Here is a 20,456-nt window from a genome sequence, read left to right on the forward strand (position 1 = left end):
CTTTTGCGTCTGGGCTGCAGTTTCATGTGCCCACATCCTGCGACGGAGGCCACCATGCGCGACGCCTACGAACTGCTCGGCCTGGCACCGGGCGCCTCCCCTGTCGACATCAAGCGCACGTTCCGCCGGCTGGCGATGCAGTGGCACCCCGACCGCAATCCCGAACCCGCCGCCGCCGAACGCTTCAAGGCCCTGCGCCAGGCGCACGACCGCCTGCTTGCCGCCTTCAGGGCGACGGACGAAAGCGCCGAGGCGCCATCGGGCAAGGACGAGGACGCAGCCGGGCCACGCGGCGCGGACTGCTCCATGGAGCTGGAGCTGAGCTTCGAGGAGGCTTTCGCCGGCGGCTCGAAGCAGATCTGCCTGAGCCGCTCGGCCGCCTGTACGGAGTGCGCGGGCAGCGGAGAAGTCAAGCTGGCCTTCACGCGCCTGTGCGAACCATGCCGCGGCTCGGGACGCATCCGCAACGGCAAGGACCTGCAGCGCTGCGCAGCCTGCGACGGCCGCGGCTACCGCAGCATCGAGCCCTGCACTGCCTGCGAGGGCAATGGGCAGCAGCAACACGCTCGCTGGCTGGACGTCAATCTGCCGCCCGGCCTGATCGACGGCGACAGCCTGCGCCTGGCAGGCGAAGGAGAAGCCTGTGCCGACCCCGAGGGCCGACCCGGCGACCTGCAGCTTCGCATCCGGCTCGCCCCCCACCCCATCTACACCCGCAGCGGGCGCGACCTGCTGCTGCAGCGCCCGATCAGCGCGCTGAGGCTGCTGCTCGGCGGCGAAGTCCGGATCCCCCACCCCAGCGGCGCACGCCGGCTGATGCTCGATGCCGGCGACGCCACACCGCGCCAGCTTCGCCTGCCGGGCGAAGGCTTTCCCGCCCGTGCCGGCCGGGCTGCCGGGGACCTGGTGATCGACTTCCTGCCGATGATGATTGCGCGTGCCGACGCCGGACTGCGCGCGCCGCTCGAAGCGCTGGAAACGGCGCTGCAGCGCCGGCTGGCCGACGCGCTGCCCGAACTGGATGCCTGGGAGACGCGCTGGCTGAAGGAAGCGCGATGATTCGCCGCGGCCTGCTGCTGATCGGCCTGGCCAGCCTGCTGCTGGCGGCCTGCGGGCCGGCCGAAAAGCCGCGCATCGCGGACTACCGCAGCCTGGGTGAGCTGCGCATCGCCACCCGCCACGACGCCATCTCCTACCGGCTCGACGAAGACGGCCGGGCAAGCGGCTTCGAGCATGACTTGCTGCTGGCGCTGGGCGACGAGCTCGACGTCGAAGTCACTTTCGTGCCCTTCCCCGACACCACCCGTGCGCTGGATGCGGTGATCAAGGGCCAGGTACACATGGCAGCCGCCAGCCTGGGGGTGAACAGGCGCCTGCCGCTGCGATGGTCGAAGCCGCTGCGCGAAGTGGAGTACGTCGTCGTCGGCCGCAGCGGCAGCTTGGCGGAAGCATCGGCCGACGAGCAGTCTCTCGCCGGGCGCACGATCTCGGCCCGCCGCGGCTCGCTGGCGGCGGAGAAGATCATGGACATCCGCAAGCGCCGCCCCGGCGTCAACGTGCATTTCCCGGTCAAGGCCGGCGAAGAGCAACTGCTCGCCGATCTCGCCGCAGGCAAGCTCGACCTCGTCGCCACCGACCGCCTGCACTACGCGCTTGCCGTCCACCTCCATCCCGCACTGGAAATCGTCTACGAGCTGCCGGGGCCGTCGGCCATCGCCTGGGCGCTGCCGGCCGGGCAGCACGCGCTGGCAGCCGAAGTCGACGCCTTCATCGGCCGGGCCTCAGCCGACGGCCGCCTCGCCCGCCTGGCCGACCGCTACTTCGACTACGTGCGCCGTCTGAACAATGCCGACATCACCACTTTCCTGGCCCGCATCGAGGAACGCCTGCCCCGCTACCGCGCCTTCTTCCACGAGGCCGAAGCCCAGACCGGCATCGACTGGCGCTACGTCGCCGCGGTGGCCTATCAGGAATCGCACTGGGACCCGCAGGCCACTTCCTTCACCGGCGTGCGCGGCATGATGATGCTGACGGCGGACACGGCCGACCGGCTGGGCGTGAACGACCGGCTCGACCCCCGCCAGAGCATCCTCGGCGGCGCACGCTACCTGGCGATGCTGAAAGGCTTGCTGCCGGACGAAATCGACGAACCGGATCGCACCTGGCTGGCGACGGCGGCCTACAACCTGGGCATGGGGCACATGAACGGCGCCCGTGCGATCGCCCGCCGGCTGGGCAAGGACGATCGGGCGTGGTGGGAGATGAAATCGGTGCTGCCGCTGCTGTCCCGGCCGGAATACGCCCAGCGGCTCAAATCCGGCCCGGCGCGCGGCGGCGAAGCGGTGGTGATGACCGAGAACGTACGCAGCTACCACGACATCCTGGCGCGCCTGGAGCCGCCCTACGAAGCGGGGCTGGCCTTGCCCCGCCTACGGCTGGGCAAGGCCGACTGAGCAGGCGCTCAGAGCGCCGGTTCGAGCCGCTCGACGCCGCCCATGTAGGGCACCAGCGCTTTCGGGATCACGATCGAGCCGTCCGCCTGCTGGTAGTTCTCCAGCACCGCGACCAGCGTGCGGCCGACGGCCAGCCCGGAACCGTTGAGCGTATGCACCAGCTCGTTCTTGCCCTGCGCGTTCTTGAAGCGCGCCTGCATGCGGCGGGCCTGGAAAGCCTCGCAGTTCGAGCAGCTCGAAATCTCGCGATAGGTGTTCTGCGCCGGCAGCCAGACTTCCAGGTCATAGGTCTTGCTTGCCGAGAAACCCATGTCGCCGGTGCATAGCGTGATCACGCGATACGGCAGTTCCAGCTTCTGCAGGATGGCTTCGGCGTGGCCGACCATCTGCTCGAGCGCCTCGTAGCTGGCCGAGGGTTCGACCACCTGCACCATCTCCACCTTGTCGAACTGGTGCTGGCGGATCATGCCGCGCACGTCGCGACCGCCGCTGCCCGCTTCCGAGCGGAAGCAGGGGCTGTGCGCCGTCATCCGGATCGGCAGCGCATCGAGCGCCAGCACTTCCTCGCGCACGCTGTTGGTCAGCGTGATCTCCGCGGTCGGGATCAGGTATTGCTCCAGGCCCTCCTCGTCGCCACCGCGCAGCACCCAGAACAGGTCTTCCTTGAACTTGGGCAGTTGGCCGGTACCGAACAGTGCGTCGCGGTTGACGATGTAGGGCGTGTAGCACTCGGTATAGCCGTGCTCGCGGGTATGGGTGTCGAGCATGAACTGCGCCAGCGCACGGTGCAGGCGCGCCACCGGCCCGCGCAGGAAGGCGAAGCGCGAACCCGACAGCTTGGCGCCGGTCTCGAAATCCAGCCCCAGCGGCGCGCCGAGATCGACGTGATCGCGCACTTCGAAATCGAAGCTGGCCGGCGTGCCCCAGCGGCGGACTTCGACGTTGCCGCTCTCGTCCTCGCCCACCGGCACGCTCTCGTGCGGCAGGTTGGGCAGGCGGGCGACGAAATCGTTGATGCGTTCGAGCAGCCCCGGCAAGGCCTGCTCGCAGGCTTTCAGCTCGTCGCCGAGCTGGGCCACTTCGGCCATGACCGGGCCGGCGTCCTCGCCCTTGCCCTTGAGCATGCCGATCTGTTTCGACAGCGCGTTGCGGCGCGCCTGCAGTTCCTGGGTCCGGGTCTGGAGCTGCTTGCGCTCTTCCTCGAGCGCGAGGAAGGCGGCACTGTCCAGTTGCAGGCCGCGGCCGGCCAGCCGGGTGGCGACCAGGTCGATCTGATTACGCAGAAGCTGGATATCGAGCATCGGGTTGTCCTGAAAATCGTTGATGGGTCATCGGCCTGGAACAAGCCTGGAGTTGAGGCGTGCGGCGTGCAGTCGAGTGCGGTCGCGGGCTCGATCGTGCGGGCAGCCGCAGCTGCTTCGGCAGCGGTCATGAGCGGGCAAGAAGCACTTCCCGGAATGACGCACCGCAATAATCGATTAAATAAATCAATCCCTTACAAAGTTCACCCTACGTAAATTGAACTTGCTATTTCCGCTTTGTCGGATATGTTTAAAGAATCAACAAGCCGCATCAGACGGCGCAACAATGGAGGAGTGAATATGCTATCGATTCGTGACTGCCTGGACTACTGCGACATCACCGACGACGAAGTCGCGCTGGTTGCCGAACATGAAGGAATCCCCGATGCCGCCGCTGCGCAAGTGGTTTGCGGCTTGGTCCAGACACCCGAAGGAGTCCTGCTGCTGACCAACTTCATGCTCGACCTCGTCGAGCGTGCCAACGAATGCGGCGACCAGGAAAAAGCCGCCAGAGCGAAATCCGTCTGCGCCCGCTTCATGGCCGATCATCCGCTGACACATTAGCTGAACCATCCGACGCCGAACGCTCGCCCGCCTGCTTGCCGGACGGCCGGGCGTTCGAGCTTTCTGCCGCCTCATCCAGCGCACGCAACTGGGCCAGCTTTTCCGCGATGCGGCCTTCCATGCCACGCGGCGTGGGCCGATACCACTCGGGACGTTCCATGCCTTCGGGCAGGTAGTTCTCGCCGGCGGCATAACCGCCCGGTTCGTCATGGGCATAGCGGTAAGCCTTGCCGTAACCCAGATTCTTCATCAGCTTCGTCGGCGCATTGCGCAGGTGCAGCGGCACCGGGCGTGAGCCGTCGCGTTTGACGAATTCGCGCGCCGCATTGTAGGCCTTGTAGGCTGCATTCGACTTGGCCGCACAGGCGAGGAAGATCGTCGCCTGTGCCAGCGCCAGTTCGCCTTCGGGAGAACCGAGGCGCTCGTAGGTGGCGCAGGCGTTCAGCGTCATTTCCAGCGCCCGCGGGTCGGCCAGGCCGACGTCCTCCACCGCCATGCGGATCAGGCGCCGGCCGACATAGAGCGGGTCCGCGCCGCCGTCGAGCATCCGGCACAGCCAGTAGAGCGAGGCGTCGGGGTTCGAGCCCCGGACCGACTTGTGCAGCGCCGATATCTGGTCGTAGAAGGCCTCCCCGCCCTTGTCGAAACGACGCAGGTTCTGCGACAGCGCGGCATCGACGAAGGCCGCATCGACCTTTTCCACACCCGCGGTCTCGGCCGCCACCTGCACCTGTTCGATCAGGTTCATCAGCCGCCGCGCGTCGCCGTCGGCGAAACCGATCATGCGTTCACGGGCGTCGTCGTCGAAGGGCAGACCCGGACATGCCGCCAGGCGCGCCCGCTCGAACAGCGCACTCATCGCCTCGGCATCGATCGGTTCGAGGACGTGGACCGCCGCGCGCGACAGCAGCGCCGAATTGACTTCGAAGGACGGGTTCTCGGTGGTGGCGCCGATGAAGGTCACCAGGCCCTGCTCGACATAAGGCAGGAAGGCATCCTGCTGCGCCTTGTTGAAGCGATGCACTTCATCCACGAACAGGATCGTGTGCCGCCCCCGCGCCTTCGCCGCCTGGGCCTGCTGGATCGCCTCGCGGATCTCCTTGACCCCGGAAAACACCGCCGACAGCGCGACGAAGTCGGCGTCGAAGCCCTGCGCCATCAGGCGGGCGAGCGTGGTCTTGCCGACGCCGGGCGGTCCCCACAGGATCATCGAATGCGGCTTGCGCGAGGCAAAGGCCAGCCGCAAGGGCTTGCCTTCGCCCAGCAGATGGGCCTGGCCTGCGACCTCGTCGAGCGACTTCGGCCGCATGCGCTCGGCCAGCGGCACCTGCTGCGGTGCGATGGATTCGAACAGATCGGCCACGGTCAACGCGTCGGCGCGGCGCCGCTGCTGCCCGCCGTGCCCGGCAGTTCGCCGATCACGTCGGCACCTGCCGGCGGCTCGAAACGGAAGCGGTCGGGTGCCAGGTCGGGGTTCGGCTGCAGCCGGGTGAAGTGGATCAGCGTGGTCTGGCCGAAGTTGTCGCGCATCTCCATGCTGTGCAGACGGCCATCCTTCAGGCCGATGCGCAGGGACTCGAAGCCGCTGTCGGTCTGCTTCGGGCGTGCTTCGACCCAGTCCAGTTCGCCGTCGCTGCCGCCGTCGGCAAGAACGAAGCCCTCTTCGATGTCGCCGCTGCCGAACAGGATGGCCGCCGGCGTCGCCCCCAGGGCATCGCCGATCGCGCGCACCGTGACCTGGTTCAGGTCCGGGTCCCAGGTCCACAGCGTGCTGCCGTCGCCGACCAGTACCTGGCGGTAGGGACGCTCGTATTCCCAATGGAAGCGCCCGGGCCGCGCATAGGCGAAGCTGCCCGACGCCTGCTGGGGCTTGCGGCCGGAGCGGGCAAGGACGGTCTGTTCGAAATCGCCTTCGGCGCTGCGCGTCTCAGCCACGAACTGGCGCAACTGGGCGATGCCGTCCGCCGCCAGCGCGGCACCACCGGCACAAGCCAGTGCAAGGGCCAGCGAGACACGCGCGATCACCGGGGCACGAGCCGCAAGCCGGCGAGCCGCCGCCTCTGCACCGAAATGCATTCCCATCATTCGCTCTCCTTGGCCGGCACGATCACCTCGCGGTTGCCGTTGCTGCCCATCGCCGACACCAGGCCGGCGCGCTCCATCTGCTCGATCAGGCGCGCCGCGCGGTTGTAGCCGATGCGCAGGTGGCGCTGCACCAGCGAGATCGACGGCCGGCGGGTCTTGATCACGACTTCGACCGCCTGGTCGTACAGCGGGTCGGCCTCGCCATCGCCGCCATCGCCTCCGCCGCCGAGCGCGGCATCGAGATCGTCCTCGGGCTGCGACAGGATGCCTTCGATGTAGTCCGGCGGGCCGACGCGCTTGAGGTGATCCACCACCTTGTGCACCTCTTCGTCGGCGACGAAAGCGCCATGCACCCGTACCGGCAGGCCGGTGCCCGGCGCGAGGTAGAGCATGTCGCCCATGCCGAGCAGGTTCTCCGCGCCCATCTGGTCGAGGATGGTGCGCGAGTCGATCTTGCTGGACACCTGGAAGGCGATGCGGGTCGGCACGTTGGCCTTGATCAGGCCGGTGATGACGTCCACCGAGGGACGCTGCGTGGCGAGGATCAGGTGGATGCCCGCCGCGCGCGCCTTCTGCGCGAGGCGTGCGATGAGCTCTTCCACCTTTTTGCCGACCACCATCATCATGTCGGCCAGTTCGTCCACAATGACGACGATATAGGGCAGCGTGTCGAGCGGCTCGGGATTCTCGGGCGTGATCGAGAAGGGGTTGGTCAGCGGCGTCTCGGCCTTGCGCGCCTCCAGCACGGCCTTGTTGTAGCCGGACAGGTTGCGCACGCCGACCGCCGCCATCAGCTTGTAGCGCTTGTCCATTTCGGCGACGCACCAGTTCAGCGCGTTCGCCGCGTGCTTCATGTCGGTGACGACCGGCGCCAGCAGATGCGGGATGCCTTCGTAGATCGACAGTTCGAGCATCTTCGGGTCGACCATGATCAGCCGCACGCGGTCCGGTTCGCTCTTGTACAGCAGCGACAGGATCATCGCGTTGATGCCGACCGACTTGCCTGAACCGGTGGTGCCGGCCACCAGCAGGTGCGGCATCTTGGCCAGGTCGGCGACCACCGGCTGGCCGCCGATGTCCTTGCCGAGCACCACGGTGAGCGGCGAACCCATGTCGTGATAGACCTTGGAACCGACGATCTCGGACAGGCGCACCGTCTGCCGCTTGGGATTGGGCAGTTCCAGCGCCATGCAGGACTTGCCCGGCACCGTCTCGACCACCCGCACCGACACCAGCGACAGCGCACGCGCCAGATCCCTGGCCAGATTGACCACCTGGCTGCCCTTGACGCCGGTCGCCGGCTCGATTTCGTAGCGCGTGATGACCGGGCCCGGATAGGCGGCCAGCACCTTGACCTCGACGCCGAAGTCGCCGAGCTTGGTCTCGATCAGGCGCGAGGTGAATTCCAGCGTTTCGGCCGACGGCGGCTCGACATCCCCGGAAGCCGGGTCGAGCAGCGCCAGCGGCGGCATCGCGCCTGCGCCCGCATCGGCGAACAGGGTCTGCTGGCGCTCCTTGTCGACACGCTCGGACTTCTGCACGGCGATCAGCGGCGGCTCGATGCGCAGCGGCGCAGGCGCCACCTTCTCGGTCTTGCGGCGCCGGGTCTCGACCACCGCTTCACGCTTCTGCGCCACTTCGCGGCCGACGCGGCGATCCTGCCAGCGTTGCCAGCCCTGCTGCACGGACAGCACGGCCTGCTCCAGCAGCAGCCCCACCCGCTCGACCACCGCCAGCCAGGACACGCCGGTGAACAGCGACAGCCCCGACGCCATCAGCGCGAGCAGCAGCAGGGTGCCGCCGGTGAAGCCGAAATAGCGCTGGGTGAGCTCGCCGATCTCCATCCCCAGCAAGCCGCCCGGCGCGAGCGGCACCTGGGCGCCGTGGCCGTGGAAGCGCAGGAACTCGAGCGCGCTGCTGGTCAGCAGCACGACGAGGAAGCCGGCCATGACGAAGATGAAGGAGCGGTGGTCCAGCGTCAGCCGGTTCTTCAGCCGCCGGAAGCCCCACAGCAGGCTGTAGCCGAGGAAGATCACCCACCACCACGAGGAAAGCCCGAACAGGTAGAGCAGCAGGTCGGCCAGCCAGGCGCCGAAGCGCCCGCCGGGGTTGATCACGCTGGCGACGTCCGAGGCATGGGACCAGCCGGGATCGGCCTTGCTGTAGCCGAGCAGGATCAGGCCGACGTAAAGGGACATGACGCCCAGGATCAGCCAGCGGGCCTCCTGCAGCAGCAGCGAGATCTTTTCGGGCAGGGGCTGGGGGCGGGACGAGCGAGACTGCATGAGGCGACGGCGCGAAACCTGAATGAAACAACAGCGTCGATTATAAGCGATACGCCCCGGCGCTCCCGCGCCGCGTTGCGCATCCTCACAAAGCCTCAGGCCGGAGCGGCATGCAGACTCCGGCGAAACGCGCGCCCGGCCGGGCCGGACCCCGGAATCAGACCTCGCTGAGGCGTTCGCGCAGCACGATTCCCTGCGGACGCTCCTCGATCAGGCCCTGCTGTCCCAGATCCTTCATCACCCGGCTCACCATCTCGCGCGAGGCGCCGATCATCTTGGCGATGTCCTGCTTGGATATCTTGCGCACCACGACCGTTTCACCGCCCACGTCCTCGGCCATCTCGATCAGCAGGCGGGCGACGCGGCCGTAGACGTCCATCAGCGCCAGGCTCTCGATCTTGCGGTCGGCATTGCGCAGGCGGCTGGCCAGGTTGCACATGATCCGCCAGGCGATGTCGAAGTTGTCGCGCATGATCACGCGGAAGTCCTGCTTGGCGATCAGCACCAGGTCGGCCGGCACCACCGCCACCACCGACGCCGAACGCGGCTGCTCGTCGAACATGCCCATCTCGCCGAACAGCTCGCCCTGTCCGAGGATGGACAGGATCACTTCCCGCCCGTCCTCGTCGCTGACGATGACCTTCAGGCTGCCGGTCAGGACAAAATAGACGAAATCGGAGCGATCTCCCGCATTGACGACCGGCTGGCCGCGCGGAATCCGCCGCATCATGGAGACGCGAGCCACGTTGGCGAGCACATCGTCTGACAGCCCGTGAAAGAGCGGGAAGGTCTTCAGGGCGATGATGGACACTGCAGCGGTTTTCGACATGCTGACTCCACGGAAGAACCTGCAAGGGCAGGCTTGTCTGGTCGATATGTCACAAGTGTAAACGAATATTGCCCGGGCGATTGCAATGGCATCTGGTCGCCGTTGCCCTTTCGTTCACTGCGGTCCGCCGCCGCGGCGGGCCCGGCGGGCTCGGCTATAATTTGCGGTTTCACCGCAGGAACGCTCCCGATGACCACGAAACACGCCCGCCTGCTCATCCTCGGCTCCGGCCCGGCAGGCTACACCGCCGCGGTGTATGCCGCACGCGCGAATCTCGCCCCCGTTCTCATCACCGGCCTCGCCCAGGGCGGCCAGTTGATGACCACGACCGACGTCGACAACTGGCCGGCGGACGCCGACGGCGTGCTGGGCCCGGACCTGATGGCACGCTTCCAGAAGCATGCCGAACGCTTCAACACCGAGATGATCTTCGACCACATCCACACCGTGAAGCTGGCCGAAAAGCCCTTCCGGCTGGTCGGCGACTCGGGCGAGTACAGCTGCGACGCGCTGATCATCGCCACCGGCGCGACCGCCAAGTATCTCGGCCTGCCCTCGGAAGAGAAGTTCGCCGGCCGCGGCGTGTCGGCTTGCGCCACCTGCGACGGCTTCTTCTACCGCAACCAGGACGTCGCCGTGGTCGGCGGCGGCAATACCGCGGTCGAAGAGGCGCTGTATCTCGCCAACATCGCCAGGAAAGTCACCCTGGTCCATCGCCGCGAGAAGTTCCGCGCCGAGAAGATCATGATCGACAAGCTGATGGAGAAAGTCGCCGCGGGCAAGATCGAACTGGCGCTCAACAGCACGCTCGACGAAGTGCTCGGCGACAACAGCGGCGTCACCGGCATGCGCATCAAGGACGTGAACACCGGCGCAACCCGCGACATCGGCCTGCAGGGCGTGTTCATCGCCATCGGCCACAAGCCGAACACCGATCTCTTCGAAGGCCAGCTGGAGATGGAGGGCGGCTACCTCGTCACCCAGGGCGGACGCAACGGCAACGCCACGCAGACCAGCGTTGCCGGCGTCTTCGCCGCGGGCGACGTCCAGGACCACATCTACCGCCAGGCCGTGACCTCGGCCGGCACCGGCTGCATGGCCGCGCTCGACGCCGAGCGCTACCTCGACGGCCTCGGCAACTGAGCGGACCGATGAGCCGCCGCCCGCGCACGCCTCCGGCCGAACCGGCGGACAAGCATGCCGGCGACGGCCGGCCTTGCCGGCCCGCCAGCGGCAATACGCCGTTCGCCGGCTTGCGCAGGCAGTTGCAGGACGGCAAGGGCAGCACGCCCGCATCGCCTCCGCAACCTTCCCCGGGCAAGCGGATCCGGCCGTCTCCGGTTGCGGACGGCGCCAAGGCCGCCCCCCGGACGTCCAGCCCGACGAAGCCGAGCTGGCGCTGTTTCGCAAGACCGTGGGCGCGGCGGCACCGGTCCGCGACGGCAACCGCGCGGAAATCGAACGGGTGCGCCCGGCGCCGCTGCCGCGCCCGCGATCGCCGCAGCAGGACGAGGAAAGCGCCGGACCGGGCGCCCCGGCCGCCCGGTCCGATCCGCTGAGCCTTGCCTACGAAGGCGTGGTGCCGCTGCGGGCGACGGGACGCATCGAACTCGATACGCCGCTGCGGCACGGCATGCGCACGCCGGCTGCGGACAAGGCGCGGGCGGCGCGCCCGGACGGGCTCGTCCTGCCCGCCGATGCCGGCAACGGCGATCCCGCATCGCTGTTCCACAGTATGGTGGCCGACGTCCGTCCCATCGACACCCGCAACCGGGTCGAACTGCAGCGCCCCGCGCCCCAGCCGGCGCCGATCAAGCGCGAGGAGGACGAACGCGCGGCGCTCGGCGAATCCCTGGCAGCGCCGCTGAGCTTCGAGGATCGGCTGGACATGGGGGAAGAAGCGGCTTTCCTCCGTCCCGGCCTGCCGCGGCGGGTGCTGACGGACCTGCGCCGGGGACGCTGGGTACTGCAGGGCCAACTCGACCTGCACGGCCTGGTGCGCGACGAGGCGCGCGAGGCGCTGGCCCACTTCCTGAGCGACAGCCTGCTGCAGGGCAAGCGCTGCATCCGGGTGATCCATGGCAAGGGCCACGGTTCCCCCGGCAAAGTCTCGATTCTCAAGCAGTTGTCGCGCGGCTGGCTGGCCCAGCGCGAGGAGATCCTGGCCTTCTGCCAGGCCGGCCCGCACGATGGCGGCGGCGGCGCGCTGCTGGTGCTGCTGCGCGCGCAGAACGGCGCGCGCAGTTGACGCGGCCGAATGCCGCCGCGTCACCCCCTCGCATTGCCCGCCTTCCCCGCCGTTCAGATCGCCGCTTCGTTGGTCTCGCCGGTACGGATGCGGATGACCTGCTCGACGGGCATGATGAAGATCTTGCCGTCACCGATCTTGCCGGTATGGGCGGCCTTGACGATCGCCTCGACCGCGGCATCGACCAGTTCGTCGCTCACCACCACTTCGACCTTGATCTTCGGCAGGAAATCGACGACGTATTCCGCCCCGCGATAAAGCTCGGTGTGGCCCTTCTGGCGGCCGAAGCCCTTGACCTCGGTGACGGTCAGGCCGGTGATGCCGACCTCGGACAGGGACTCGCGAACTTCATCCAGCTTGAACGGTTTGACAATCGCTTCGATCTTCTTCATCAGCCTCTCCTGTTCCTGATCTTCGTTGTGGTAGCGGAATGTTATCGGATAACGCCCGCCCTTATCGAATCCCATCGCGAATCCCATCACGCGCCCTTCACCTGACGTACCCTGCGATCGGGCCCGGTATTGCCCGCCCAAGCGCCCGAATCGATGCCGCGGTGTCGCCCCGGCCGCGCAACACGCCGGACGTGGACAACCCACAAGCCGGGTGAGCAAGCCTGTGGATAAGCCGTGGACAGCGCTTGCAAGTGGCCGCCGTCAAAGCGTATCTTTGCGCTGCACAAAATTTGAGCAGCGCCCAACTCTGCCGGCATGACGCCACCAGACTTCCGGCATTTCCCACGTTTTCGCAATGCCCTTCCCCGACGGACTGCACTTTTTCGACTCGATCGCCCGCATCGATCCCCGGCACTGGGACACCCTGTCGCCCGATCCGCTGCCGCCGCATCTGCGCCACGCCTACCTGCACGCGCTAGAAGCGAGCGCCTGCGTGGGCGGGCACAGCGGCTGGATACCGCGGCATGCGACGCTGTGGGACGGCGGACGGCTGATCGCGGCGATGCCGCTGTACCTGAAGACGCATTCCTGGGGTGAATACGTCTTCGACTGGGCCTGGGCAAAGGCCTACCAGGAACACGGCCTCGACTACTATCCGAAATGGCTGGCGGCCGTGCCTTTCACACCGATTCCGGGGCCGCGCATCCTCGGGTGCTCGCCTGCCGCGCACCGGCAACTCGTCGATGGCGTGCTGCGCCAGGTCGAAGACAGCGGCCTGTCTTCGCTTCACGTGCTGTTTCCGCACGAGCGGGATCTGGAACTGCTGCAGGACAGCGGCCTCGCCGTGCGCCATGGCGTGCAGTTCCACTGGGAGAACGGCAGCAGGGCAACGGACACGGACGATGCAACCCCGTACCGCGACTTCGAGGACTTCCTCGGCAGCCTGAACCACGACAAGCGCAAGAAGATTCGCCAGGAGCGCCGCCGCGCATCGATGCACGGCCTGCGGATGCGCTGGCTCGACGGCCGCAGCGCCCGGGAAGAGGACTGGGCTTTCCTGGACCGCTGCTATGCCAACACCTATGCCGCACACCGCTCGACGCCCTACCTGAACCTGGATTTCTTCCTGCGGCTCGCCGCCGGCATGCCGGACCAGCTTCTGCTGCTGCTCGCCGAACGGGAAGGGCAAGCGGTCGCCTGCGCCTTCTTCCTGCGCGACGACGAATCCCTATACGGGCGCTACTGGGGGGCGATCGAGGCGCTGCCTTTCCTGCACTTCGAGCTGTGCTACTACCAGGCGATCGAATACTGCATCCGGCACCGGCTCCGTCGCTTCGAAGGCGGCGCACAAGGGGAGCACAAGCTGTCCCGCGGGCTCCTGCCGGTCAGGACGCAGTCGGCGCACTGGATCGCCGATCCGCGCTTCAGCGCCGCGGTGGACGACTACCTCGAACGGGAGCGCATGCAGATGGGCTTCTATCTGGACGAACTCGACGAGCACATCCCTTACCGGCGGGCCGCCCCCGCAGATGGCTGATCGAAGGCCAGGCCTTTCTCAGCCGGCGCCTTGCCCGGAATGTTCCGGCACAGTTCAGCCTTGTCCGGCCGGGATCAGGGGCAGGCAGCGGTAGAGCGCGGCGATCGACTTGCCGTCGGTCAGCTCGCCGTTGTGGATCGCCTCCTCGGCTTCCTTTACGCTCAGACTGAGCACTTCGAGGAATTCGCCGTCGTCCAGCGCATGCCCGACGTGGCGAAGACCCGTAGCGAGGAAGATCTCGATCCGTTCGTCGGAATAGCCGATGCACGGATGCATGACGCCGATGTAGCGCCACTGCTCCGCTTCGTAGCCGGTTTCCTCGCGCAGTTCGCGGCGGGCGCAGGCGAGGATGTCCTCGCCGGGATCGATCTTGCCGGCCGGCAGTTCCAGGAACACCCGCCGCAAGGGATAGCGGAACTGGCGCTCGAACAGCAGACGGCCATCCGGCAGGACCGCGACCACGACGACGGCGCCGGGGTGGCGGATGTATTCCCTCAGCCCCTCGCTGCCATCGGGCAGTTGCACCCGGTCGCGCCAGACCTTGAGCAGCCTGCCATCGACGAGCTGCTCGCTCGCCAGTTCCCGCTCTTCGAGCGGGTCGGGCCGGATCGTGCTCACCGAATCAAAGCGAGCCGAGCAAGGCGTAGGCGCACAGCGACATCAGCATCTGCGGCGCCAGGCCCAGCGCGGCGATTGCGATGCCGTTCGCCGACAGCATGACCCGCACTTCGGCCGGCGCATGGATCGGCGACTCGTCGACCGGCGCATCGAAGTACATCACCTTGACGACGCGCAGGTAGTAGAACGCCCCCGCCACCGACAGCAGCACCGCGACCACGGCCAGCCAGAAGTAGCCTGCGGCGACCACCGCCTGCAGCACGGCCAGCTTGGCGAAGAAGCCGATGAAGAAAGGCACGCCCGCCATCGAGAACATCACGAACAGCATCATCAGCGCAAACCACGGGCTGCGCCTGTTGAGGCCCTTGAAGTCGTCGATGTTCTCGGCCTCGAAGCCGGCGCGCGACAGCAGGATCAGCATGCCGAAGGAGGCCAGGCTCATGATCACGTAGGCGACGGCGTAGAACATCGCCGAGCTGTAGGCATTCAGCGCGAAGTGGCGGTCGCCGTCCACCACGCCCGCCAGCAGGCCGAGCAGCATGAAGCCCATGTGCGAGATGCCGGAATAGGCCAGCATCCGCTTGATGTTCTGCTGCGCGATCGCCGCCAGGTTGCCGAGTGCGATCGACGCGACCGCAACCAGCATCAGCATGCCCTGCCATTCCTCGGCGACGTCGAACAGCGCCCAGATCAGCAGGCGGACGGCCATCGCGAACGCGGCGAGCTTGGGCGCGGCCGAGATCATCAGCGTCACGGCCGTGGGCGCGCCCTGATAGACGTCGGGCACCCACATGTGGAAGGGCACCACACCCAGCTTGAAGCAGATGCCGGCCACCAGGAAGACGAGGCCGAAGGTCAGCACGGTCTGGTTCGCCGCCTGGTTGTAGATGGACTGGGCGATTGCGGAGAATTCCAGCGAACCGGTCGCGCCATAGACCATCGACATGCCGTACAGCAGCAAACCGGAGGCCAGCGCGCCGAGGACGAAGTACTTCATCGCCGCTTCGGTCGAGCGCGCGGAGTCGCGGTCGAAGGCGACCATCGTGTACAGCGCCAGCGACATCATCTCCAGGCCGATGTACATCGGCAGCATGTGGTTGGCCGAGACCATGACCATCATGCCCAGCGTCATCAGCAAGGCCAGCAGGTAGTACTCCGGCTTGTCGATCTTGCGGTCGGCGAGATAACCCCGGCCGTACAGCAGCGCGATCGCGGTGGAGAAATAGATCATCAGCTTCAGGAAACTGCCCATCAGATCGCTGATGAACAGGTTGCTGAAGGTATATACCGGCTCGCCCTGCATCGTGTAGATGGTGATGAAGGCCGCTGCGATCAGCGTCGCCTGCGTTGCGTAGTAAGCCAGCGAGCGCGCGATGCTGCGGGCGAAGGTGCTCGCCAGCATGATCACCAGGGCCATCACGGCGACGAAAATCTCTGCCGCGGCGGGGTAGAAGTCGGGGACGACAAAGTTCATCTTCTGACCAGTCCGTTAAGTGTCTCTAAAGGTGCCTCGAGCCCGACGGCACTCAGAGCTTGCTCACGGCAACATGCCGCAGGAGTTCGTTGACCGAAGCATGCATCACTTCGGTGAAGGGATAGGGATACAGACCCATCGCCAGTACGCAGAATGCAAGGATCGCAAGGAAGGCGAACTCGCGGCCGCTGAGATCCTCGAGCTCGGCCACGTGCTTGTTGGCGACCTTGCCGAACACCACGCGCTTGTACATCCACAGCGAATAGGCGGCGCCGACGATCAGCGTGGTCGCGGCAATGAAGCCGATCCAGAAGTTGTACTGCACTGCGCCGAGCACGACCATGAACTCGCCGACGAAGCCGGAGGTGGCCGGCAGGCCGGAGTTGGCCATCGCGAACAGCATGAAGAAGGCCGCGAACTTGGGCATGGTGTGCACCACACCGCCGTAGTCGGCGATCTGGCGCGAATGCACGCGGTCGTACAGCACGCCGATGCACAGGAACATCGCGCCCGAGACGAAGCCGTGCGAGATCATCTGCACCAGCGCGCCTTCGACGCCCAGCGGGTTGAAGATGAAGAAGCCCAGGGTGACGAAGCCCATGTGCGAGATCGACGAATACGCGACCAGCTTCTTCATGTCGGCCTGCACCAGCGCGACGAAACCGATGTACACCACCGCGATCAGCGACAGCGTGATGACCAGCCAGGCAAGCTCCTGAGCCGCGTCCGGCACGATCGGCAGCGAGAAGCGCAGGAAACCGTAGGCGCCGAGCTTCAGCGCGATCGCGGCCAGCACCACCGAACCGCCGGTGGGCGCTTCGACGTGGGCGTCCGGCAGCCAGGTATGCACCGGCCACATCGGCACCTTGACGCCGAAGGCGATCAGGAAGGCCAGGAAGATCAGCACCTGCGGCTCCATCGGCAGCGGCAGCTGGTGCCAGTCGAGGATGCTGAAGCTGCCGCCGGACTGCATGAACAGGTATAGCAGGGCGATCAGCATCAGCAGCGAGCCGAGCAGCGTGTAGAGGAAGAACTTGATCGCGGCATAGACGCGGTTCGGGCCGCCCCAGACGCCGATGATCAGGTACATCGGAATCAGCGAGGCCTCGAAGAACACGTAGAACAGCACGCCATCCAGCGCCGAGAAGATGCCGTTCATCAGGCCCGACATGATCAGGAAGGCGGCCATGTACTGCGCCACGCGATCCTCGATCACCTTCCAGCCCGCCAGCACGACCATGATGGTGATGAAGGCGTTGAGGATCACGAACCACACCGAGATGCCGTCGACGCCCAGGTGGTAGTTGATGTTGAAGCGCGGCACCCACGAGGTGAGCTCGACGAACTGCATCGCGCTGGTCGTCGTGTCGAAGCCGGTATAGAGCGGAATGGTGACGACGAAACCCACCACGGCGACCGCCAAGGCGAGCATACGCGCCAGCGGGGCATTGCGATCGGAGCCGGTCGCGAGCACCAGCAGGCCGCCGAGAATCGGCACCCAGATCGCCAGACTGAGGAGAGGAATGTCCGTCATCGTTGCTTTCCGTTCAGTGCGCCGCGAACGGCGCGTTCCATCTTGTTATGTATACGTTGCTGTTCGCCCTGCCCTGCTTACCCGCGGTTGAACCAGAAGGTGAGCAGGATGAACACGCCGATGATCATCACGAAGGCGTACTGGTACAGGTGGCCGGTCTGGAACAGGCGCGACATCTGCGCCACCCAGCCCACCAGCCTGGCCGTGCCATTCACGGCGACACCGTCGATCAGGGCCTGGTCGCCCCCCTTCCACAAGCCCTTGCCGAGCGCACGCGCGCCACCGGCGAAGAAGATCTCGTTGAAGCGGTCGAAGAAGTACTTGTTCTCGAGCAGGCAGTAGATCGGCTTGAAGATGCGCTGGATCGCGGCCGGGATGTCCGGCCTCACCATGTAGAAGAACCAGGCCACGGCGACACCGCCCATCGCCAGCCAGAACGGCGCGGTCTGCAGGCCGTGGATCGCCATCGCCAGCGGGCCGTGGAAGCTCGCTTCGAGCTCCTTCAGGCCGACGTGGTTGTCGCCGACGAAGATGACGCCCTTGAACCATTCGCCGAACAGCATCGGCTCGATGGTGAAGAAGCCGATCAGCACCGAGGGAATGGCCAGCAGCACCAGCGGCAGCGTCACCACCCAGGGCGATTCGTGTGGCTTCTGCCCCGGCGCGAGGCCGTGGTGATGGTGATCATCGTCATGGCCATGGTCGTCGTCGCCGTGCGCATCCGCGTGATGTTCGTCATGGCCGTGATCGTCATGCGCGTGATGGGCCTGGCCGAAGCGCTCCTTGCCGTGGAACACCAGGAAGTACATGCGGAAGGAGTAGAACGCGGTCACGAACACGCCCAGCATGACGCAGAACAGCGCGTAGCCGGCACCCGGGATGGTCGAGGCATGCACGGCCTCGATGATCGAGTCCTTGGAGAAGAAGCCCGAGAACAGCGGGAAGCCGATCAGCGCCAGCGAGCCCAGCAGCGAGGTGGAACCAGGTGATGGGCATGTACTTCCACAGGCCGCCCATGTTGCGCATGTCCTGGTCGTGGTGCATGCCGATGATCACCGAGCCGGCGCCGAGGAACAGCAGGGCCTTGAAGAAAGCGTGCGTCATCAGGTGGAAGACGGCTGCCGAGTAGGCCGACACGCCGAGCGCCACCGTCATGTAGCCGAGCTGGGACAGCGTCGAATAGGCGACGACGCGCTTGATGTCGTTCTGCACGATGCCGAGGAAGCCCATGAACAGCGCGGTCGTGGCGCCGATCACCAGCACGAAGGACAGCGCGGTGTCGGACAGCTCGAACAGCGGCGACATGCGCGCCACCATGAAGATGCCGGCGGTCACCATGGTCGCGGCGTGGATCAGCGCCGAGATCGGGGTCGGGCCTTCCATCGAGTCGGGCAGCCAGACGTGCAGCGGCACCTGGGCGGACTTGCCCATCGCGCCGATGAAAAGACAGATGCAGATCGCGGTGATCAGCGGCCAGCCGGTGACGGCCATTTCCTGGGAAGCGAGGCTGTTCGCCTGGGCGAACACTTCGGCGTAGTTCAGCGAGCCGGTATAGGCCGCGATCAGGCCGATGCCGAGCAGGAAGCCGAAGTCGCCGACGCGGTTGACCAGGAAGGCCTTCAGGTTGGCGTAGATCGCGGTCGGGCGGTCGTACCAGAAGCCGATCAGCAGATACGAGACGAGGCCCACCGCTTCCCAGCCGAAGAACAGCTGCATGAAGTTGTTGGACATCACCAGCATCAGCATCGAGAAGGTGAACAGCGAGATGTAGCTGAAGAAGCGCTGGTAGCCGGGGTCTTCCGCCATGTAGCCGATGGTGTAGATGTGCACCATCAGCGACACGAAGGTCACCACCAGCATCATCATCACCGTCAGCGAGTCGATCAGGAAGCCGACTTCGAAGGTGATGCCGCCCGCCACCATCCAGGTGTAGATCGTGCCGTTGAAGGTGTTGCCCGCCTGCACGTCCTGGTAGATGTACACCGAGGCGGCCAGCGCGATCGCCACGCCGAGGATGGTGACGACGTGCGCGCCGGTGCGTCCGATCGCCTTGCCGAACAGTCCTGCCAGAATCGCGCCGGCGAGCGGCGCCAGCGGCACGAGGAGATAGAGAGTCTGCATGTCCGTCATCGTGACGCTTCCTTAACCCTTGAGGCTGTCCAGATCATCCACGTGGATCGTGCGCATGTTGCGGAACATGACGATCAGGATCGCGAGGCCGATCGCGGACTCCGCCGCGGCGACCGTGAGGATGAAGAAAACGAAAACCTGGCCGGCGATGTCGCCCAGATAGTGCGAGAAGGCGATGAAGTTCATGTTCACCGCAAGCAGCATCAGTTCGATGGCCATCAGCAGCACGATCAGGTTCTTCCGGTTCAGGAAGATCCCGACAACGCTGATCGCGAACAAGATCGCGCCCAGGATGAGGTAGTGGGAAAGCGAAAGCATCTGTGGTGACTCCCTGATCGCACCGGCGCCTCACCGGTGCGTTTCTGTGTTCGCGTGCTGTTTCAGTCTTCTCTGTTTCAGTCGTCTTTCTCGGCCTGCATCTTGACCAGCTCGACACGGCCTTCGCGCTTGACCGCCACCTGCTCGGAGGCCGGAATACCCTTGATGCCCTTGCGCTTGCGCAGGGTCAGCGTGACCGCCGCGACCATCGCCACCAGCAGCACCAGCGAAGCCAGCTCGAACGGATAGACGTAGTCGGTGTAGAGCACACGGCCGAGTTCGCGGGTGTTGCTGAAGCTCTCGCCCGCCGGCGGCGGCGCGGGCATCGCCTCGAGCCCGAAGTAGGAGCCGCCGAGCACCATCACCATTTCGATCAGCATCAGGATGCCGACCAGCGCACCGACGGGCAGATAGCTCCAGAAACCCTCGCGGATGCGGTCGAGATTGATGTCCAGCATCATCACGACGAACAGGAACAGCACCATCACCGCGCCGACGTAGACCATCACCAGCGTGATGGCGAGGAATTCCGCCTGCAGCAGCAGCCAGATGCCGCCCGCGTTGAAGAAAGTCAGCACCAGGAACAGCGCGGCATGCACAGGGTTCCGGGCGGTGATCACCCTCAGCGCCGCGAACACCATGATCACGGCGAGAAAGTAGAAGACGAAGGTCTTGAATTCCATGTTCT

The 20,456-nt window shown here is 66.1% G+C and carries 17 protein-coding genes and 1 pseudogene; 6 read left to right on the forward strand and 12 right to left on the reverse strand.

From position 1 onward, the window contains the following. The first annotated feature begins 54 nt into the window (after positions 1-54). Positions 55-1,059: a J domain-containing protein gene (locus AAFL97_RS13630; RefSeq protein WP_341645372.1), complete on the forward strand. Its 1,005-nt coding sequence runs from the start codon at positions 55-57 to the stop codon at positions 1,057-1,059. Continuing rightward, complete coding sequence (mltF, locus tag AAFL97_RS13635; RefSeq protein WP_341645373.1) at positions 1,056-2,453, forward strand: membrane-bound lytic murein transglycosylase MltF; 1,398 nt, start codon at positions 1,056-1,058, stop codon at positions 2,451-2,453. Before AAFL97_RS13630 ends, mltF begins: the two co-directional genes overlap by 4 nt. A gap of 8 nt (positions 2,454-2,461) precedes the next feature. On the opposite strand, the gene serS is transcribed toward mltF, so the two are convergent. Further along, entirely contained in the window at positions 2,462-3,754 is a 1,293-nt protein-coding gene (gene serS / locus AAFL97_RS13640; protein WP_263459914.1) for a serine--tRNA ligase, read from the reverse strand. A 300-nt stretch (positions 3,755-4,054) separates the two neighbouring features. Here serS and AAFL97_RS13645 point away from each other — a divergent pair, with 300 nt between their 5' ends. Next, a complete protein-coding gene (locus AAFL97_RS13645; protein ID WP_341645374.1) occupies positions 4,055-4,318 on the forward strand; it encodes a hypothetical protein in 264 nt (87 codons plus the stop codon). Here the strand turns inward: AAFL97_RS13645 and AAFL97_RS13650 are convergent. The 4 genes from AAFL97_RS13650 to AAFL97_RS13665 form a co-directional block, all read right to left on the reverse strand. Continuing rightward, positions 4,290-5,681 (reverse strand): replication-associated recombination protein A, encoded by a 1,392-nt coding sequence (locus AAFL97_RS13650; protein WP_341645375.1) that lies wholly within the window; start codon positions 5,679-5,681, stop codon positions 4,290-4,292. The genes AAFL97_RS13645 and AAFL97_RS13650 overlap by 29 nt on opposite strands. A 2-nt stretch (positions 5,682-5,683) precedes the next feature. Then, positions 5,684-6,400, reverse strand: coding sequence for an outer membrane lipoprotein chaperone LolA (lolA, locus tag AAFL97_RS13655; protein WP_445954540.1), 717 nt, complete (start codon positions 6,398-6,400; stop codon positions 5,684-5,686). Then, the gene (locus tag AAFL97_RS13660) at positions 6,400-8,688 is read right to left on the reverse strand and encodes a DNA translocase FtsK (RefSeq protein ID WP_341645376.1); all 2,289 of its coding nucleotides are present in this window, start codon (positions 8,686-8,688) and stop codon (positions 6,400-6,402) included. Before AAFL97_RS13660 ends, lolA begins: the two co-directional genes overlap by 1 nt. 157 nt (positions 8,689-8,845) lie before the next feature. Continuing rightward, positions 8,846-9,517 (reverse strand): Crp/Fnr family transcriptional regulator, encoded by a 672-nt coding sequence (locus AAFL97_RS13665; RefSeq protein WP_068634778.1) that lies wholly within the window; start codon positions 9,515-9,517, stop codon positions 8,846-8,848. Positions 9,518-9,706: 189 nt separating this feature from the next. Between AAFL97_RS13665 and trxB the strand changes: the two genes are divergently transcribed. Together trxB and AAFL97_RS13675 are read left to right on the forward strand one after the other, a co-directional pair. Continuing rightward, positions 9,707-10,660 carry a thioredoxin-disulfide reductase gene (trxB, locus tag AAFL97_RS13670; protein ID WP_341645377.1) on the forward strand — a complete coding sequence of 318 codons (954 nt, stop codon included), beginning with the start codon at positions 9,707-9,709 and terminating at the stop codon, positions 10,658-10,660. 73 nt (positions 10,661-10,733) lie between these two features. Further along, complete coding sequence (locus AAFL97_RS13675; RefSeq protein ID WP_341645378.1) at positions 10,734-11,765, forward strand: Smr/MutS family protein; 1,032 nt, start codon at positions 10,734-10,736, stop codon at positions 11,763-11,765. 53 nt (positions 11,766-11,818) lie between these two features. Here the strand turns inward: AAFL97_RS13675 and AAFL97_RS13680 are convergent, their stop codons facing one another. Then, positions 11,819-12,157, reverse strand: coding sequence for a P-II family nitrogen regulator (locus AAFL97_RS13680; RefSeq protein WP_068634781.1), 339 nt, complete (start codon positions 12,155-12,157; stop codon positions 11,819-11,821). Positions 12,158-12,512: 355 nt separating this feature from the next. Between AAFL97_RS13680 and AAFL97_RS13685 the strand changes: the two genes are divergently transcribed. Continuing rightward, positions 12,513-13,694: a GNAT family N-acetyltransferase gene (locus AAFL97_RS13685; RefSeq protein WP_341645379.1), complete on the forward strand. Its 1,182-nt coding sequence runs from the start codon at positions 12,513-12,515 to the stop codon at positions 13,692-13,694. A 54-nt stretch (positions 13,695-13,748) separates the two neighbouring features. On the opposite strand, the gene AAFL97_RS13690 is transcribed toward AAFL97_RS13685, so the two are convergent. The 6 genes and pseudogenes from AAFL97_RS13690 to AAFL97_RS13715 form a co-directional block, all read right to left on the reverse strand. Then, positions 13,749-14,303 (reverse strand): NUDIX hydrolase, encoded by a 555-nt coding sequence (locus AAFL97_RS13690; protein ID WP_341647171.1) that lies wholly within the window; start codon positions 14,301-14,303, stop codon positions 13,749-13,751. A 13-nt stretch (positions 14,304-14,316) separates the two neighbouring features. Beyond that, positions 14,317-15,786 (reverse strand): NADH-quinone oxidoreductase subunit NuoN, encoded by a 1,470-nt coding sequence (gene nuoN, locus AAFL97_RS13695; protein ID WP_341645380.1) that lies wholly within the window; start codon positions 15,784-15,786, stop codon positions 14,317-14,319. Positions 15,787-15,838: 52 nt separating this feature from the next. Next, positions 15,839-17,320, reverse strand: coding sequence for an NADH-quinone oxidoreductase subunit M (locus AAFL97_RS13700; protein WP_341645381.1), 1,482 nt, complete (start codon positions 17,318-17,320; stop codon positions 15,839-15,841). A 77-nt stretch (positions 17,321-17,397) separates the two neighbouring features. Then, a pseudogene (gene nuoL / locus AAFL97_RS13705) lies at positions 17,398-19,450 on the reverse strand (NADH-quinone oxidoreductase subunit L). A gap of 12 nt (positions 19,451-19,462) precedes the next feature. Continuing rightward, a complete protein-coding gene (gene nuoK, locus AAFL97_RS13710; protein WP_004333802.1) occupies positions 19,463-19,768 on the reverse strand; it encodes an NADH-quinone oxidoreductase subunit NuoK in 306 nt (101 codons plus the stop codon). A 77-nt stretch (positions 19,769-19,845) separates the two neighbouring features. Continuing rightward, positions 19,846-20,451 (reverse strand): NADH-quinone oxidoreductase subunit J, encoded by a 606-nt coding sequence (locus tag AAFL97_RS13715; protein ID WP_341645382.1) that lies wholly within the window; start codon positions 20,449-20,451, stop codon positions 19,846-19,848. Positions 20,452-20,456: the final 5 nt, after the last annotated feature.

Source organism: Thauera sp. SDU_THAU2 (genome assembly GCF_038260575.1).
GTDB lineage: Bacteria > Pseudomonadota > Gammaproteobacteria > Burkholderiales > Rhodocyclaceae > Thauera.